This is a genomic window from Paractinoplanes lichenicola (assembly GCF_016785085.1).
In the GTDB taxonomy this organism is placed as follows: Bacteria; Actinomycetota; Actinomycetes; order Mycobacteriales; family Micromonosporaceae; genus Actinoplanes; species Actinoplanes lichenicola.
In genome coordinates, this window is record NZ_JAENHO010000007.1 from 358,944 (window position 1) to 375,166 (window position 16,223).

Genomic DNA, 16,223 nt, shown 5'->3' on the forward strand with positions numbered 1-16,223 from the left:
CCTGCTTGGTGAATCGTTTCGCTATCGATGCCGCCCCGGCCCGCTCTGTCCGTTTGTGGCCAGCGCTCGCCAGGTAGCCTCTCGCGAGTGGAGATGACGTTGCAGCCCCCCTCTTCGCCGCAGGTCACGGCGGAGGTTCCGGCCCCGCGGCCGCTGCCGCTGAAGGTGGCCCTGCCGATGGCCGTCCTGGCCGGCCTGGCGCTGCTCGTCGCCCTCCCCCCGTACGGGCTGTGGTGGCTCTCCCCGGTCGGCGTCGCGCTGGCCGGCGCGGCCGTGCACCGGCGGCGGCTGCGGGCCGGGTTCGGGCTCGGCTTCGTGGCCGGGCTGGTGCTGTTCGTGCCGCTGCTGGTGTGGACCAGCTTCGCCGCCGGGTGGCTGCCCTGGATGCTGCTGTCGTTCGCCGAGGCCGTCTTCATGGGGCTTATGGGTCTGGCCTTCGCCTGGGTGTCGCCGCTGGTCGACCGGTGGCGGTGGGCGTGGCCGCTGGTGACCGGGCTGTTCTGGGTGACGATGGAGGCGAGCCGCGACCGGGCCCCGTTCGGCGGGTTCCCGTGGGGGCGGCTCGCCTTCAGCCAGGACGACGGGCCCGCGCTGCGCCTGGCCGCGTACGGGGGAGCCCCGCTGGTCACGTTCGCGGTGGCCGCCGCCGGGGGTGCCCTGCTCGCGCTGGCCTGGCGCGCGTGGCGGCCCACGCCGCGGGTGCGGCGCCCGCTCGGCCCGGTCCTCGGGTTCGCCCTCGTGGCGGCCGCGCTGATCGCCGGGCCGCTGCTGGTCCCGGTCGCCCAGCCCGGCAGCGAGACGGCCACGGTCGCGATCGTCCAGGGCAACGTGCCCCGCCTCGGCCTCGACTTCAACGCGCAGCGCCGGGCCGTGCTCGACAACCACGTGGCCGGCACCGAGAAGCTGGCGGCCGAGGTCGCCGCGGGCCGGCAGAAGCAGCCCGACATCGTCATCTGGCCCGAGAACTCCAGCGACATCGACCCGCTGCGCAACACCGACGCCGCCTCCGTGATCTCCCGCGCGGCCGACCTGATCAAGGCCCCGATCCTGGTCGGCACGGTGCTGCGCACCGACAAGCCGGGCGACATCGAGAACGCCGGCATCCTGTGGAACCCGGTCACCGGGCCCGACCGCGAGCAGATCTACGTCAAGCGGCACCCGGTGCCGTTCGCCGAGTACATGCCGCTGCGCTCGATCGCCCGGCTGGTCACCGACAAGGTCGACCTGGTCCGCAACATGCTCTCGGGCGACCGCGTCGGCATCATCGACTCGGACGCGGTGACCATCGGCGACGTGATCTGCTTCGAGGTGGCGTACGACGACATCGTCCGCGACACTGTGACTGCGGGGGCGCAGGTGTTCGCGGTGCAGACCAACAACGCGACCTTCAACGAGGCCGAGGCCCGTCAGCAGCTGGCCATGGTGCGCCTGCGGGCGGTCGAGCACGGCCGTGAGGCCCTGATGTCGTCCACGGTCGGCGTCTCGGGATTCGTCGGCACGGACGGCCGCGTGCACGATTCGAGCGGCTTCAACGTCGCGGCGGTGATGGTGCGTGACATGCGCCTCGGAGGTACGACTACGCTAGCGACTCGTTTGGGTCATTGGCCCGAGATGGCGATGGTCGCGTTGGCGGTCGTCGCCCTGGCCGGTGCGCTACCGCTGCGTCGCCGCCGGCGCACCACACAGCAGGCCGGCCCGGTGGCCGGCGACGACGGGACGACGGAGGCACGGTGAGCGAGGCGGAAGGCGGCTACCCCGGGGTGGGGCGGGTGCTGGTGGTGATCCCGACCTACAACGAGGCGGACAACATCCGCCTGATCACCGAGCGGGTCCGCCGCGCGGTCCCGGCGGTCGACATCCTCGTCGCCGACGACAACTCTCCCGACGGCACCGGCCGGATCGCCGACGAGCTGTCCGAGGCCGACGACCACATCTTCGTCCTGCACCGCGCGGGCAAAGAGGGGCTCGGGGCGGCGTACAAGGCCGGTTTCGCCTGGGCCAAGAACAAGGGCTACGACGCGGTCGTCGAGATGGACGCGGACGGCTCCCACGCCCCCGAGGAGCTGCACAAGCTGCTCGACGCGCTGGGTGACACCGACGCGGTGCTCGGCACCCGCTACATCCCCGGCGGCAGCGTGCACAACTGGCCGGTGCACCGGCTGCTGCTCTCGCGCGGCGGCAACATCTACATCCGGATGGCGCTGCGCATGCCGTTCCGTGACGCGACCGGCGGCTACCGGGCGTACCGGATGCACGTGCTCGACGACATCAACTTCGAGACGGTGGCCTCGACGGGCTACTCGTTCCAGGTCGAGCTGGCCTGGCGGGCCTATCAGGCGGGCTTCCGGATCGCCGAGGTGCCGATCACGTTCACCGAGCGCGAACACGGCGTGAGCAAGATGAGCGGCAACATCTTCAAGGAACAGCTGCTCAGGGTCACCCTGTGGGGCGTGCAGGCCCGCCGCGAGGCGGTGCGCAAGCGGTTCGGCAAGCGGGCCGCGGAGGGTTCCACCTGGCCGTGATCCCGTCAAGCCGTGTCATGCTGGGGAAGGTCAACCTGACACGGAGGGACCACATGCGTCGACGAGGGCTCGCCCTGCTTCCCCTGGCACTACCACTGCTGGCGTTCGCCGAGATCGTCGCCTTCATCTCGGTGGCCCACGCCATCGGGTTCGGGTGGGCGATCCTGCTCGGCGGCACGGCCAGCATCGTCGGCATGGTGCTGCTGCGCCGTGAGGGCATCAAGGGGTGGCGCCGCTTCCAGGCCGCCGCCGCCGAGGGCCGCCCGCCCGGCAAGCAGGTGTCGAACTCGCTGGTCGGCCTGCTCGGCGCCCTGCTGCTGGCCGTCCCCGGCTTCGTGACGGCGGTCGCGGGGCTGCTGCTGGTGCTGCCCCCGGGGCGTCAGCTGGCCCGCCGGCAGATGGAGCGTTACACCGAGCGCCGCGTCGGCGGGGCGGTGGCCAGTGATTTGTTCGGCGCCCGCCACGTGCGCGTCGACGCGGGCGACCCGATCGTCGTGATCGACGAGGAGCCGGTCAAGCCGGCCCAGCGCACCCCCACGGCCGCGATCGAGGGCGAGGTCGTCGAGGGCGAAGTCCTCCGCTGACCCTCCGCCTCGCTTGTGGCGGCCCCCCGAAGCGTCGCCCCGCCGCCCCGCCGCCCGCCGCCCCGCCGCCTCGCCCATCCGGCGCCCCGCCGCCTCGCCCATCCAGCGCCGCGCCGGCCCGCCTCTCCCATCCTCGGGTCGGGCCGTCCTGCCCCGCCTCGGCCCTTCCCGCGCCATGCCCCGCCCCAGCTTGTGAGTGAGTACTCACATACCAAGCCCGGCGCACAAAAAGGCCGCCCCCTCCGTTGGGGGCGGCCTTCCTCGTTCGGTTGCTCGGACCGGGTCAGCGGCCCCGGCGGGTGCGGACCTCTTGGAGCCGCTCGTTGAGGATGTCCTCCAGCTCCGAGATCGATCGCCGCTCGAGGAGCATGTCCCAGTGCGTACGCGGCGGCTTGGCCTTCTTCTGCTCCGGCTCGCTGCCGTCGACCAGCCGGGCGACGCTGCCGTCGAACTTGCACTCCCAGGTGACCGGCACCTCGGCGTCGACGGCGAACGGGACCTCGAACTGGTGACCCTTCACGCACAGGTACTCTCGGGTCTGCCGGGGCGCCAGCTCGGTGTTGCGGTCGGACTCGTAGCTGACTGCGCCAAGACGGCTGCCGCGCAGCATGCGTTCGCCCATGGTGGCTTTCCCCTCGCTCGTGGTGCTGCTCTCGTTGATGTAACGAAAGGGGCGCCCGTCGGATTCCTACGGTCGCCGAGACTGTCTTCTGCCGTTGTGACGGCGTTGTTAACGCTACGAGCGTAACCGCCCACGGCCCTTACCCGGCACCGCGCACCCCCGCCGAAGTGGACCTTGGTCCACTTTACGGCCTTATGCGAGTTCTCCAGGTGATGCGATCTCGGTCACTCGGTCGAGTATTGACCCATTTCGCCGCCCTGTTCGGCTCCGCGCCGAGTGATGTTCGTCCACTGGACGCCGAAGTTGAGGACAATCCCACGCCCGGCGTGTCACGCCCGGGCGTGTTCGGTGCGCCAGTTGCCGGGCGGGATGGCCTGCTGACCGCCGGGCGCGGGCGACTGGTGATCACCGCGAAGCGTGTCGGCCTTGGCCACCGCGCGGGCGGCCATCGACCGGAACGCCTCGAGCCGCGTCCGATTTCCCCGTACGGCGTTGTCTTGCTCGGCGGCGAGCGCGGCGCTCAGCGTGGCCGTGAACGCGACCTGCTGCTTGCACCCGACGTCGGCCCGGGCCACGCGTCGTTCGTCCGCTGACGGGGCCGCTGAGCCGCGCCAGCGGGGGTCGGATTCGGCGTCGGCGGGACGAGCGTACGGGGAACCGGTCTTGGCCATGCAGGAGCTCCAGCGAGCCGTCACCGCGAGCGCGCGCGGATCGGCGAACGCCTGCTGGAGGGTTTGGTCGTTGAGCTGCCGCAGCCAGGCGAACTCGGCGGGCGCCCAGCCGAGCTTGCGGGCCGCCTCGCTGGTGCAGCCGCCGAGATGGCGCCGCAGCTCCGGACTCGGCTCGGCCGGGGGCACGGAATCCCAGTGATAGCCGAGGCTCGCGGCCAGGTCGTCGTCGGCCAGGCCGAACCGGTTGACGCCGGCGCGCAGCAGGTCGAACTCGTTGCGGTCGTCGCCCGGCCAGGCCTGATCGAAGCGGCGCAGGCAGACGATCGTGAGCCGGTCGAGGACCACGTCGAGATCGTTGGCCGCGGCCGGCTTCAGCATGTAGGCGTCGAGCGGGAAGCTGGTCGTGGCGGCGGCCAGGGTGGGGAGGGCGGCCGGGGGCCGGGACGGGACCGCGGCCGGGGGCTGCGCGGGACTGCTCGCCGTACAGCCCGCGGCCAGCACGGCGATCGCTACTGCCAGCAGGCCGAGACGCACCCGCGCACCTCCTCGAATCCGGTGGACGTCGAGCAATGTACCGGTGCGCGGGCGCCGTGGGATCCCACCAGTGGGTGATGTGGACGGTCGCCCGTCAGGGTGAAAGGCGCGGCTCCGGCGTCAGGTGCTCGGGCGGGCCCGGCTGGGCCGGCGGCCTCGTGGTGCCGAGGCTGGCCAAGGCCGAAGCGAGGTCACTGACCTGCGACGACAGCTGCGCGGCGCGGGTCTGGGCGGCCTCGGCCTCGGCCTGCGCGGCGGCCAGGCGGCGTTCCAGGTCGGCTCGGTCGCGGTGGGCGCGTTCCAGCTCTTCCCGCGTACGCCGGAGGCCGTCCCGTTCGGACACCGCCGTCTCCAGTTGCCGCGTCAGCTCTTGCTTGGCGGTCTCGGCGGCCTCGCGCTGTTCGGCCAGCTCAGCCTTCGTCCGGCGGGCCTCGTCGCGGCTCTTCTGCGCCTCCTCGCCGCTTCTTTGGGCGTCCTCGCTACTTCTTTGGGCGTCCTCGCCGCTCTTCCGGGCTTCCTCCCGGGCGGTGTCGCGCTCGCGGTGCAGCTCCTCGTTGCGGGCGGCCACCGTCTCCGCGTCTCGCAAGGCCGCCGCCAGCTCGCGCTCGGTCGATTCCCGATCCCGCCGTACGTCGGCGATCTCTGCTCGTGCGGTCGCCAGCTCGTCGCGGGCCGCGTCCCGGTCGGCCTCGGCCCGTTCCTTGAGGGCCGCCGCGGCCGTAGCCTCCCGCCGCGCGTCCTCCCGCGCGGCCGTCGCCTCGTCGGCCCGGGCCGCGGCGTTCCGGGCCGCCCGCTCCGACTCCTCGGCCCGGTGCAAGGCCTCGTCCCGCTCCGCCCCGGCCGCCACCGCGAGCTGCTGCGCCGTAGCCGTCTCCGCCGCCGACCGCTCCGCGTCACGACGAGCATCATCACGCTCGGTATGCGCCGCCGCGATCTGCCCCGACGTCTCGGCCCGGATCTCGGCCACCTGCCGCTCGACCCCCGTCGGCGACAACTCGGAGTGCAACGACTCGGTCAGCGACCCGACCAGCTGATCGAGCCGGTCCACCACTTCCCACGTACGGGCCACCTGCCCCGCCAGCCCGGGGGAGGACCGGTGCCGCATCCGCACGTTCCGCGAGGCGCGCTGACATTCCCCGTCGTTGTCCCGGCAGTACCGGAAGGGCCGCCCGGCAGAGTTCCGCTGCGGCACCGGCCGTCCACAATGCGCACAGGGCCTGGTCTCGCTCGTGACGTCGTTCTCGTTCATCGCCTCGAACCCTAGGCGCGCACCCCCACTTTTCCCCGCCACGACACGACCTCCACCACCGAGGTATGCCACCCACCTGCCGCCGCGGCATGCGCTCACGACCTAGGAACCGCTCTGCGCCGCCGCCACGAGCGTCAGCCACCCCCGAACCGCGCCTGTCGCCACAAACCTCTGTTCACCCGCTGTGCGCCGCCGCCGCGAGCGTCAGCCACCTACGAACCGCGCCCGCCACCACAAACCTCTGTTCACCCGCTGTGCGCCGCCGCCGCGAGCGTCAGCCACCCCCGAACCGCGCCTGTCGCCACAAACCTCTGTTCACCCGCTGTGCGCCGCCGCCGCGAGCGTCAGCCACCCCCGAACCGTGCCCGCCACCACAAACCTCTGTTCGCCGCCGAGCGTGGGCCGGCTACCCCACGAGCCTCCACCGACCGCCGCCGCGTGCACCGGCCATTCACGAGCCGCTATCACCCGCCGCGCCCGCCAAGCCGTTAGCTGCTGACGTTGCGGGCTGCTCGTCGGGCGACCGAACAACGGAGCCAAGCTAGTATCCTAGGATGCCTTAGCGGGTGTGCGGTGGCGTGTACGTGGCAGCGCACATCAGAGCCAAAGGAATCAACGGCATCCACCTGATTGATTTCGGTGGCGGCCGATCGATAGAGGGCGGCGGTTGGAGTGCGCCGGTCGGATCAGCGGGCTTCGGTGGCCAGGCGGACTCCGAAGCCGACGATCACCAGGCCGGTTACGCGGTCGAGCAGGCGGCGGGCTCGGGGGCGGCGGAGCAGGTCTTTGAGACGGCGGGCCGTGGTGACCAGGACTGTGGACCAGGCCAAGCCGAGCACTACGTGGACGCCGGTCAGGAGGATCCCGTACAGCAGGGGGCTGGCGCCGGCCGGGATGAATTGGGGGAGCAGGGCTACGTAGAAGGCGCCCATCTTGGGGTTGAGCAGGTTGGTCAGCAGGCCTCGGCGCCAACCGGGCAGGAAGCCGGTCCGGTCTTCGGCGGCCGGGGCCGGGTCGGTCGAAGCCGCAGCCGGGGTGGGGTCGGTAGAGGCGGTGGCCGGGTTGGGGTCGGTCGAAGCATCGGCCCGGGTGGCGTCGGTCGAAGCAGTGGCCGGGGTGGGGTCGGTAGAGGCGGCGGCTGATGACGGGGGAGCGCTGCTGACTCGGCGCACGGAAGGGGCGGCGGGGGAGCGGCGCCACGTGGACAGGAGCATGCGGGTGCCGATCCACAGCAGGTAGGCGACGCCGGCCCAGCGGACCACCTCGTAGGCGATGTGCGAGGCGGTGAGCAGGGCCGTGATGCCGGCCGAGGCCAGGATGCCCCACACGAGGGTGCCGGTCTGGATGCCCAGGACCACGCCCCAGGCGCTGCGCGTCGACTGGATGGTGGCGGTTCGCAGGATCAGGGCGGTGTCGACGCCGGGGGTCAAGGTGAGCAGGCCCACGACGAGGGTGAAGGACCACAACGCGGCGAGGGTTGTCATGGGCGTAACTTAGCTTTGGGCCTGACCCGGGTGGGGCCGGTTTCCCGGGCGGTGGGACAGCGCCGCGATGTTGGAGTCGCTGCCGGCGTTAGCCGGCCAGGTAGGTCTTGATCGTGGGGGCCAGGGCGGCGGCCTTGATGATGTGGGTCTGGCCGGGGATGGTGCGGTATTCGGCCTTGGGCAGGGCCTCGCTGAGCGCGCGGGCGGCGTTGCGCATGTATTGCGGGCTCTTGCCGCCGTCCATGACCAGGGCCGGCGCGGTGACCGACGACCAGCGGGTGGTGTCGAGCGGGACGCCGCGGCTGGTGTTGCCGAGGATGTGCAGGTCGTACGGGAGGGTGTGGGCCAGGCCCTTGAGTTTCTTCCAGTTGGGCGTGAGCTTCATGATCGCGATGATCGGGGCGGGCACGCCGACGTCGCGGAAGAAGGTCTTCAGGGCGGTGGATTGGTCGCCGCGGGCCAGCATCGCTTCGATGTCGGGCGTGAAGGTGGCTGGGCGGGGTGGGCGAGTGTCGTCGACGATGAACGGCGGCTCGTAGAGGGCGAGACGGGTGAAGCCGGGCAGGCGGTTGGCGGCGTCGGCGGCCAGCACCGCGCCGGAGGAGGCGCCGAACAGGGCGGCCTCGCCGCCGGCGGCCTCGAGCAGGGCGGCCAGGTCGTCGATCTCGCGGTCGGGTGACCACGGCGGGGTGTTGCCGCTCTCGCCGCGGTGGCGCCGGTCGTAGAGGTGGACCGTGAAGGTGTCGGACAGCTGGGCGGCCAGGTCGCGGGCGGGGCCGAACCCGCGGTGGCACAGGCTGCCGTCGACCAGGATGAGGGCCGGGCCGCGGCCGGTGGTCTCGTAGGCGATGGTGGTGCCGTCGGCGGAGGTGACGGTGGGCATCGAAGGGCTCCTCAGCGGGCGTGAACGGAGTGCAGGAAGGATTCCCAGCGAGCGGCGTCGGCGTCGGCGGGTGGGAAGACGATGTGGGCGGCGACCATCGAGCCGTGGAAGCCGCGGATGTAGCGGAACAGGCCCTCCGGCGTACGGAAGCCGAGGGTGTGGGGGTTGACGTGGAAGACCTCGCCGCCGTCGCGGGTGCGGTCGCCGGGCTTGGGGGAGGCGCTCAGGCCGAGCGCGTCGTGCAGGGCGTCCCAGGCGGCGGGCCAGTCGCCGACCGGTGGGCCGAAGGCGGTGATCGGGGTGCCGGGGCGGCCGGTGAAGTGGGTCAGGTATTGCACGAGGGTGGCGTAGAACAGGGTGAGGCCGTGGCCCATCGCCTCGAACTCGTCGGCCCAGTCGTCGCCGGGCAGGAAGCCGCTGGTGGCCGCGCGCAGCACGGTGGCCGAGTGGTCGCGGCCCTCGACGAGGAACTCGAACGCCTGGAAGCGGCCGTCGGGGGCGGTGCCGGTGCGGTGGGCGAAGCGGCCGGGGGTGTCGGCGGTGACCGTGGACGGCGGGAACTGGGCCTCGCCGAAGGCGGTGCGCACGGTCGAGCCGGTGATGTCGGTGCGGCCGATGTACCACGAGGAGACGCCGGTGCCGGTGGTGATGGCCGCCCAGACCTGGTCGGGGTCGGCGGGGACGGTGGCCTCGAAGCCGACTTCGTAGTCCTTGCCCATGCTCAGCTCTCCTCGTGGATCGGGCCGGTGACGCCCGGCTGAGGGGAGGCGCCCGGTGGGGAAGACCGCGGAGGGGAGGCGCCTGGTGGGGAAGACGGCGGGGAGGAGAGGGCGGCGGCCGAGTCGAGGGCGGGGTGGACGGCGACGACGAGGCGGTGTTTGCGGCCGGTTTCGCTGTGGTAGCGGGCGATCAGGTCGCTGACGGCGGTGGTCAGCTCCTCGGCGAAGGCGGCGCGGTCGGCCGGGGAGGCGAAGCGGATCTCGCCGTCGAGGGCGAATGTGGCGACCCGCTGCTGGGCCCGGGTGCCGCCGGTGATCAGGGTGCCGACCTCGCGGACGAGGCGGGCGGCCAGGGCGAGCAGCCAGCGGGCGGAGAGCCGGTCGGGGGCGCGGTCGGGGTCGGGGGCCACGGCGGCCATCGCGTTGGGCGAGATGACGTACGACGCGGCGGTGGCCTGCATCATCCGCTCGGTGACGTTGCCCTTGCGGCGCTCCTCGACCAGCTCGACCAGGCCGTGCTGCTCGAGGGCGCGCAGGTGGTAGTTGACCTTTTGCCGGGGCAGGCCGACCACGGCGGCGAGCATGGTGGCCGAGCCGGGCCGGGCGAGTTCGGCGAGCAGCCGGCTGCGAATCGGGTCGAGGGATATCTCGGCCGCGGCCGGGTCCTCGATGACGGCGACTTCCTCCATGGGCACACCCTCCCACCGAAAAGAAAAACTGTCTAGAGCGGAATCATGGTCGGTGCAGTGAGGCGGACAGGGCCCGGCACATCGTCGGGTCGGTCAGCACGGCAACGCTGTCGCTGATCTGGTCGATCGACCCGATCAGCGGCCGGTCCCGCAGGCCAGGATCGGTGATGGCCGCTTGAAGCGCCTCGGCGAACCGGCCCGCCCCGATCACCCCATAACCCCGGTCGAAGAACTCGCGCCGGGTGGCGGGCAGCTCGGCGGCCAGGCCGAGCTCGTTCTGCTGCTCGGCCAGCATCTCGAACGTCGTGCACAACACGTCCTCCCGCTCGCGGGCATCGCGGGCCCTGAGCGCGCTGGTCAGCTGCCAGGCGGCCGGGCCGGCCGGCAGGCTCGCCAGCAGCCATTTGGAATACGGCGGCCAGCGGCGCGACAGGAGCAACAGCAGTCGCGCGGCCTCACGGCAGAGCCGGGCCGTGAGCACACGGGCGCCCGGTTCGTCACCGGCCTCGGCGGCGCGGGCCGGGAACGCCTCCTCCTCGGCGATGCGCTGCCACTGGGCGGCGAGCACGTAACGCCAGAGGTCCGCCGGATACCAGCGCAGCCTCTCGCGTACGCGGGAGAGGGTTTGATCGGGGTCGTGGAAGACGGCCCCGCCGGTGAACTCGGCCAGCCGCTGCCACGGGGTGGACAGCCAGTCGCCGGTCGTGACGCCCGCGGCGGGGTCGAAACCCAGCTGGGCGTGGCACCAGGCGGGGAACGGGGTGATCGTGACGTAGTGGTCGACCGGGCCGTCGGTGCCGGCCATCGACCGGACCCGCGCGCCGGGTGGCTCGAAATGGGTGGACCAGCCGCGGAAGCGTTTGGGCAGTCTCGCGCTGAGCATGGCGCTCAGCGGGCCGATGTCGGTGTCGACGAAGAGCTCGAGCCGGGGTCCCCAGTCGTGGTCGGTGGATCTCGGCGTGTCGAGACCGAGCACGTCGGAACCGGGGCCGAGGCGCGCGGCCGCGTGGGGGAGATCGCCGAGCAGCGGGCGGACGGCCTCGGCGTAGAAGTGGCGGGACAGCTCGACGCCGGGCAGGAATGCGGTCATGGGCGAGAAGGTAGCGGGCGGCACCGACAATTTCTTCCCGATATCGTCGGCCTGTGGAAAACCTGCTCCGTCCCGAGTGGACAGCCGAAGAACTTGTCCACAGCAAGGCGAACGAGGTGACGGGCGGCGTCTGGCGGGTCTATCGTGACGGCGGCTCCGCGATCCTCAAGATCGCGACGCCGAAGCGGGAGGGGGCCGCCGCGCACCTGGCGGCCAGCGACGATCCGGGACACTTCAACTATTGGCGGCGCGAGCCCGAGGCGTACGGGTCGGGGCTTGTCGCCACGGGTCTGCCCGGCCTGCCCGGGCCGGAGCTGTATGAGGAGGTCGAGCAGGCGGACGGGTCGGTCGCGATGTGGCTGGAGGACGTGATCGGCGCGGCCGGCACGACGGCGGGCGTGCGGCAGCTCGGCGATGTGGCGTACCGGCTGGGTGGTGCGCACGCGCAGTGGCTCGGGCGGCCGCCGGTCGAGCCGTGGCTGGCGCGCGACTGGCTGCGGGACTACACGACGGCCAACGGGTTCGAGACCGAGCTCGACTGGGACCATCCGGCGGTGGCGTCGGTGTGGGAGCCGTCGCTGCGGTCGGGGCTGCGCCGGCTGTGGGAGCGGCGGGCGGAGATCCTCGCGGCCACCGACACCCTTCCCCGTACGCTGTGCCACCACGACGTCTGGCCGATGAACCTGGTCTTCGGGGCTGACGGCCCGGTGCTGCTCGACTGGGCGTACTGCGGGCCGGGCGCGATCGGGGAGGACGCGGCGAACCTGGCCCTCGACACGTTCTTCGACGGGCTCATCCCGATCGACCTGCTCGACGACGTGCTGGCCGAGGTGGCCGAGCAGTATCGGCGCGGGCTGGACGGCGCGGTCGACGACGCCACGGTCCGCCAGGCGATCATGACGTGCGGCGCGGCCAAGTATTTCTGGCTGGCCCCGCGTATGGTGACCGCGGCCGTCCAGGGGTCGAGCCGCAAGGCGGCCTATGACCGGCGCGGCCGGCAAGAGATCATGGCCGGCCGCGCGCCGGTGCTTCGGGTGGTCGCCCGCTGGGCCGCCACCGTGTTCTGAGCCCCGCCTAGGCGGAGGCGACCTTCTCCCGTACGGGCTCGGTGGTTCGGCGGCCCGCCCCGACCAGGGCCGCGAAGGCCAGGCCGAGCACGGTCCAGAGCACCACCTGGGTGCCCAGCGAGGCCAGCCGGAACGACCAGAGCAGGTCCGGCGGGAACGTGGACGGCACCTCGTTGATGTTGGGCAGCAGCGCGTAGCCGATGACGACCACCACCACGAACCCGAGCACCGCGGCCACGGCCTGGCGCCACTCGGTGGGCTGGGTCCGTTTGGCCACCACCGCCGCCCACACGGCGACCAGGCCGATCACGACGATCGCGAGGTAGCTGATCGTGCGCTGGTTGATCGTGTCCGGGTCACCCACCGCGGGCGGGTTGGGCGGATATTTCACGTACGGCACCAGGCCGATCCCCAGCAGCGCGGCGCCGGCCAGGCTCCACGCGGCCCGGGTGTCGCTGGGCGTGCGCAGCCGGCGGCGCAGCAGCGTGTAACCGGTGGCCAGGATGCCGCCGAGCGCGATGCCGTAGAGCCCGGTCGCCAGGAACAGGCCGCCCTTCTGGCCGTCGCGCGAGACCAGGGGCTCCTCCTCCTCGGCGGGAGCGCCGGCCGGGGCCGCGGCGGCGGAGGCGGCCTCCTCGATGGCGATCGCCGCGTCCACCTTGGGCTCGCCGAAGGTGAACGCGAACAGGCCGGCCAGCAGACCGGCGACGAGACCCGCGAGCAGGCCCCTGAGCAGCAGAGCGCCGTATGTCGGCGCGGTCGGACCTGAGGTCAGTGGCACGGAACGCCGAGCAGGTGGCGGCCGTCGTGCATGAGCTCGTGCAGATACATGCCGCTGCGCGAGATCGCGCCCTGGTCGAACGCGACCAGATACGTGATGAGCAGCATGAGCGCGACGACGGCGAGGGCCGTCCAGAGCAGCCGCGCCGAAACGGCAGGCGTGCTCAGGGGGCCGGCTGTGGTGGCCTTGGGCATGGTGCGGAACCTCCTTGCGGGATGACGCGTCCCGTCCGACAGGCTGCGACACGTGAGCGTCCTGACTCACGGGCACCGGGATGCCCGTTCACAGTGGCGCGACCGCACCGGAATCTCACCGGTTTCCCTCACGACGCCGCAGATGGTTCCCACAACCTAGCTGTGAGGTCCCTGGGCGCACAACAGGAGTTGTCGCACCCTGCCGATACCATCCATCCGAATCGTTGAGACGGGGGTCGTGATGGTGTGGCGTCGGCTGGTGGCAGTGACGGCGGTGGCGGCCGCGCTGCTGACGGTGCCCGCGCCCGCCCAGGCCAAGGTTGTCTGCCAGACCGTCGCCCAGCCCAAACCGGTCGCCTCCGGGGTGCCGCTCGAGGATCAGATGTACGACCCGAAGCGGCTCGCGCCGTTCGCCACCGGGGCCGGCGTGCGGGTCGCCGTGATCGACTCCGGGGTCGACGCCACCCACCCCCAGCTGCGCGGACACGTCACCCAGGGCGCCGACTTCCTGCACGGCGAACGCTCCGGCCGGCAGGACTGCAACGGTCACGGCACGGCGGTGGCCAGCATCATCGGGGCCATCCCGGCGCGCAACACGGGCTTCCAGGGCCTGGCCCCCGATGCGGTCATCGTGCCGGTGCGGATCAGCGAGCAGCAGGAGATCGACGGTAAGGCGGTGGGCGATCGCGGCACCCCGGCCCAGTTCGCCGAGGCGATCGACTGGGCCGTCGACCAGGGCGACGCCGACGTGATCAACCTCTCGCTGGTGATGACCGACGACAACGACGCCGTACGGCGGGCGGTCGAGCGCGCCGTGGCCCGCGGCGTCGTGGTGGTGGCCGCGGCCGGCAACAAGGCCCAGGACGGCAACCCCACCCCGTTCCCCGCGAAGTACGACGGGGTGATCGGGGTCGGCGCGACCACGCCCAACGGCGTGCGGGCGCCGTTCTCGCAGCGCGGCGACTACGTCGACATCGTCGCGATGGGCGCCCCCGTGACGGCGGCCGCCCTGGCCGACGGGCACGCCCCGGTGCAGGGCACCAGCTTCTCGGCGCCGTTCGTCGCGGCCACGGCCGCCCTGCTCAAGCAGCGTTTCCCCAACATCACCCCGCAGGGCGTCGAGCGGCGGCTGACCGCCACGGCCGACCCGGCCCCGGGCGGCGGGCCCCGCAGCCTCGACTACGGCTTCGGCGCGCTCAACCCGTATCGGGCGCTCACCGCGAATCTGGCCCCGGCGGCCGGTCCGGCCCCGCCGCCCGAGGTGGTCAACCTCAACGACCCGGCCGCGGCGGCGCTCGAGGCCCGCCGTGACCGCTCCCGGAACCTGGCGATGATCTTCGCGGCCGTCGGGGTCGGGCTGGTCCTGTTGCTGGGGCTGATCGCGGCGATCGTGCGGCAGGGCCGCCGCCGCGGCTGGAGCCCGGCCACCGGAGGCCACACCGACTGACCGGCCCCGGCCCCGGCTCGCGCTCGGCCCGGCTCGCGCTCGGCCCGGCTTGCTTCGGTCGAGATCGGGCCCGGCCCCGGCTCGCGTTGGGCGCGAGCGCGGCTCAACGTTCGTCGATCTTGTCGGTAGAGTACGGCCATGACGGTGAAGTACGCGGCCGGGCTGCCCACGGTGGGCGAGTTCGGGGACGTTCGCAAGCTGGTCGAGCTGGGCGTCAGCGCCGAGCGGCACGGCTGGGACGGGGTCCACCTCTGGGACCACCTGCTCTACCACGACCCGGAGTGGCCGGTCACCAGCTCCGTCGTCGCGGCCTCGGCCATCGCCGCCGCGACCGAGCGGGTGCGGATCATCCTGACTGTCGTGCTGCCCCGCCGGCAGGCCCAGGACGTAGCCCAGGAGAGCGCCGCCCTTAACGAGCTGTCGGGCGGGCGGCTCACCCTGGTGCCGATCATCGGGTCGATCGACCGCGAGTTCACCGACTTCGGGCTGGACGCGGACATGCGCGTACGGGGGAAGGCTCTCGACGACCGCATCGAGCAACTGCATCGGCTGTGGAAGCGCCCGATCCCGATCTGGTGCGGCGGGCTGTGGCCGAACCGGGCCGGGTTGCGGCGGGCCGCGCGTCATCAGGGCGCGATGCCGATCTTCCACGACCAGCGGGAACGCAATGTGCCGGTCGAGGAGTTCGCCCAAGTCGCCGACTTCGTGCGGGCCGAGGGGGCCGGTGACGGCTTCGACCTGGTGCTGGAGGGCGCGACCACGCCTGCCACGGCCGTCGAGCAGACCCGCCCGTACGGGGAACTGGGGTTGACCTGGTGGATCGAGGCGCTGGGTTATTGGCGCGGCGGGGTCAGCTTCGCCGAGCAACGGATCGGGCAAGGCCCCGTGGCACGCTGACGGACGGGCAGCGAGGGGCTATGCCAACGGGGGCGGCGATGAACACCGAGAACCGAATCGAACAAGCCGGCGAAGCGTATGTGCGAGCCGTGTACACAGGCGACACGAGCGCACTCGCCGACGCCGAGGAGGCCTTGACCGCGGTCGAAGCCGACGTGGCGCTGGCCCGCGGGAAGATCCTTCATGCGCGATATCAGAGCGCGTCCGGCGACGCCGATTCGCCGGCCGTCGAGGATCGCGCAGAGATGTCGTTGTTCCAGCGCGCCCTCGAGTTGTCCAGGGCAGTGGGTGACTCACGCGGCGAGTCCGAAGCCTTGTTCTGGATCGGCTGCGTCCACCAGTTCATCCGGCGTGACAACGAGACCGCGGTCCCTTACCTCGAGCGGTCATACCGGCTGGCGGCCGAGACCGGCGACAAGGGGACGCAGTCCGAGGCGCTGCGGCACCTGGGCATCGCCTCGCACGCCGCCGGGCGGCTCGACATGGCTCGCGAGCAGCTCGAGGAATCGTCTCGCCTGCGCCGGGAGACCGGGAACTTGCCCGGCGTGGCCTCCAACATGATCGGGCTGGCGTACATCGCCGCCGGCCAGGACCGGCGTGCGGATGCTGTCGCCATCTTCGACGAGGCGCAGGCCATCGCCTCCGCGCACGAAGCCCACGCCGTCACGCGGCACATCGAGCAGGCGCGACCAGCGATCTGAGCTGTGGCCACGCGAAGTCGGAGCGGTGCAGCGGCTGCCCGGCGCTACAGTGACCGCTGCGGCCCGGTGGGCCACGACTGAGTGTCGTA

General features: G+C 72.2%; 17 protein-coding genes and 1 riboswitch. Of the genes, 7 read left to right on the plus strand and 10 right to left on the minus strand.

The window, feature by feature from the left end; genetic code table 11:
* Positions 1 to 93 precede the first annotated feature (93 nt).
* Genes lnt through JKJ07_RS25995 form a run of 3 tightly spaced genes read left to right on the plus strand, consistent with a single transcriptional unit; the run spans position 94 to position 3,106 of the window.
* Positions 94 to 1,734, plus strand: coding sequence for an apolipoprotein N-acyltransferase (lnt, locus tag JKJ07_RS25985; protein WP_202994376.1), 1,641 nt, complete (start codon positions 94 to 96; stop codon positions 1,732 to 1,734).
* Entirely contained in the window at positions 1,731 to 2,522 is a 792-nt protein-coding gene (locus JKJ07_RS25990; RefSeq protein WP_202994377.1) for a polyprenol monophosphomannose synthase, read from the plus strand. Before lnt ends, JKJ07_RS25990 begins: the two co-directional genes overlap by 4 nt.
* A gap of 53 nt (positions 2,523 to 2,575) precedes the next feature.
* Positions 2,576 to 3,106: an FxsA family protein gene (locus tag JKJ07_RS25995; RefSeq protein WP_202994378.1), complete on the plus strand. Its 531-nt coding sequence runs from the start codon at positions 2,576 to 2,578 to the stop codon at positions 3,104 to 3,106.
* A gap of 283 nt (positions 3,107 to 3,389) precedes the next feature.
* Here the strand turns inward: JKJ07_RS25995 and JKJ07_RS26000 are convergent, their stop codons facing one another.
* From JKJ07_RS26000 to JKJ07_RS26035, 8 genes are all read right to left on the minus strand, one after another.
* On the minus strand, positions 3,390 to 3,728 hold the full coding sequence (locus tag JKJ07_RS26000; protein ID WP_202994379.1) for an RNA polymerase-binding protein RbpA: 339 nt from the start codon (positions 3,726 to 3,728) through the stop codon (positions 3,390 to 3,392).
* A 329-nt stretch (positions 3,729 to 4,057) separates the two neighbouring features.
* Positions 4,058 to 4,933, minus strand: a complete 876-nt coding sequence (locus JKJ07_RS26005; RefSeq protein ID WP_202994380.1) for a hypothetical protein — start codon at positions 4,931 to 4,933, stop codon at positions 4,058 to 4,060.
* 94 nt (positions 4,934 to 5,027) lie between these two features.
* Positions 5,028 to 6,038 (minus strand): coiled-coil domain-containing protein, encoded by a 1,011-nt coding sequence (locus JKJ07_RS26010; RefSeq protein WP_438871442.1) that lies wholly within the window; start codon positions 6,036 to 6,038, stop codon positions 5,028 to 5,030.
* 830 nt (positions 6,039 to 6,868) lie between these two features.
* Positions 6,869 to 7,666, minus strand: a complete 798-nt coding sequence (locus tag JKJ07_RS26015) for a LysE family translocator (protein ID WP_202994382.1) — start codon at positions 7,664 to 7,666, stop codon at positions 6,869 to 6,871.
* An 88-nt stretch (positions 7,667 to 7,754) separates the two neighbouring features.
* Entirely contained in the window at positions 7,755 to 8,549 is a 795-nt protein-coding gene (locus JKJ07_RS26020) for an alpha/beta fold hydrolase (RefSeq protein ID WP_202994383.1), read from the minus strand.
* An 11-nt stretch (positions 8,550 to 8,560) separates the two neighbouring features.
* Positions 8,561 to 9,268 (minus strand): SRPBCC family protein, encoded by a 708-nt coding sequence (locus JKJ07_RS26025; RefSeq protein ID WP_202994384.1) that lies wholly within the window; start codon positions 9,266 to 9,268, stop codon positions 8,561 to 8,563.
* A gap of 2 nt (positions 9,269 to 9,270) precedes the next feature.
* Positions 9,271 to 9,957: an ArsR/SmtB family transcription factor gene (locus JKJ07_RS26030; protein ID WP_202994385.1), complete on the minus strand. Its 687-nt coding sequence runs from the start codon at positions 9,955 to 9,957 to the stop codon at positions 9,271 to 9,273.
* Positions 9,958 to 10,000: 43 nt separating this feature from the next.
* Positions 10,001 to 11,047: a DUF4037 domain-containing protein gene (locus JKJ07_RS26035; protein WP_202994386.1), complete on the minus strand. Its 1,047-nt coding sequence runs from the start codon at positions 11,045 to 11,047 to the stop codon at positions 10,001 to 10,003.
* Positions 11,048 to 11,100: 53 nt separating this feature from the next.
* On the opposite strand from JKJ07_RS26035, the gene JKJ07_RS26040 reads away from it, so the two are divergent.
* Positions 11,101 to 12,114, plus strand: coding sequence for a phosphotransferase (locus tag JKJ07_RS26040; protein WP_307834409.1), 1,014 nt, complete (start codon positions 11,101 to 11,103; stop codon positions 12,112 to 12,114).
* A 7-nt stretch (positions 12,115 to 12,121) separates the two neighbouring features.
* Here the strand turns inward: JKJ07_RS26040 and JKJ07_RS26045 are convergent, their stop codons facing one another.
* Together JKJ07_RS26045 and JKJ07_RS26050 are read right to left on the minus strand one after the other, a co-directional pair.
* Entirely contained in the window at positions 12,122 to 12,895 is a 774-nt protein-coding gene (locus JKJ07_RS26045; protein ID WP_202994387.1) for a CbtA family protein, read from the minus strand.
* Entirely contained in the window at positions 12,886 to 13,089 is a 204-nt protein-coding gene (locus JKJ07_RS26050; RefSeq protein ID WP_202994388.1) for a CbtB domain-containing protein, read from the minus strand. The genes JKJ07_RS26045 and JKJ07_RS26050 overlap by 10 nt, the downstream gene beginning before the upstream one ends.
* 6 nt (positions 13,090 to 13,095) lie before the next feature.
* Positions 13,096 to 13,244: riboswitch (adenosylcobalamin (AdoCbl) riboswitch) on the minus strand.
* 86 nt (positions 13,245 to 13,330) lie between these two features.
* Here JKJ07_RS26050 and mycP point away from each other — a divergent pair.
* The 3 genes from mycP (at position 13,331) to JKJ07_RS26065 (ending at position 16,134) form a co-directional block, all read left to right on the plus strand.
* Positions 13,331 to 14,536 (plus strand): type VII secretion-associated serine protease mycosin, encoded by a 1,206-nt coding sequence (gene mycP, locus JKJ07_RS26055; protein ID WP_202994389.1) that lies wholly within the window; start codon positions 13,331 to 13,333, stop codon positions 14,534 to 14,536.
* A gap of 138 nt (positions 14,537 to 14,674) precedes the next feature.
* Positions 14,675 to 15,433 carry an LLM class flavin-dependent oxidoreductase gene (locus JKJ07_RS26060; RefSeq protein WP_202994390.1) on the plus strand — a complete coding sequence of 253 codons (759 nt, stop codon included), beginning with the start codon at positions 14,675 to 14,677 and terminating at the stop codon, positions 15,431 to 15,433.
* Positions 15,434 to 15,522: 89 nt separating this feature from the next.
* Positions 15,523 to 16,134, plus strand: coding sequence for a tetratricopeptide repeat protein (locus tag JKJ07_RS26065; RefSeq protein ID WP_307834410.1), 612 nt, complete (start codon positions 15,523 to 15,525; stop codon positions 16,132 to 16,134).
* Positions 16,135 to 16,223: the final 89 nt, after the last annotated feature.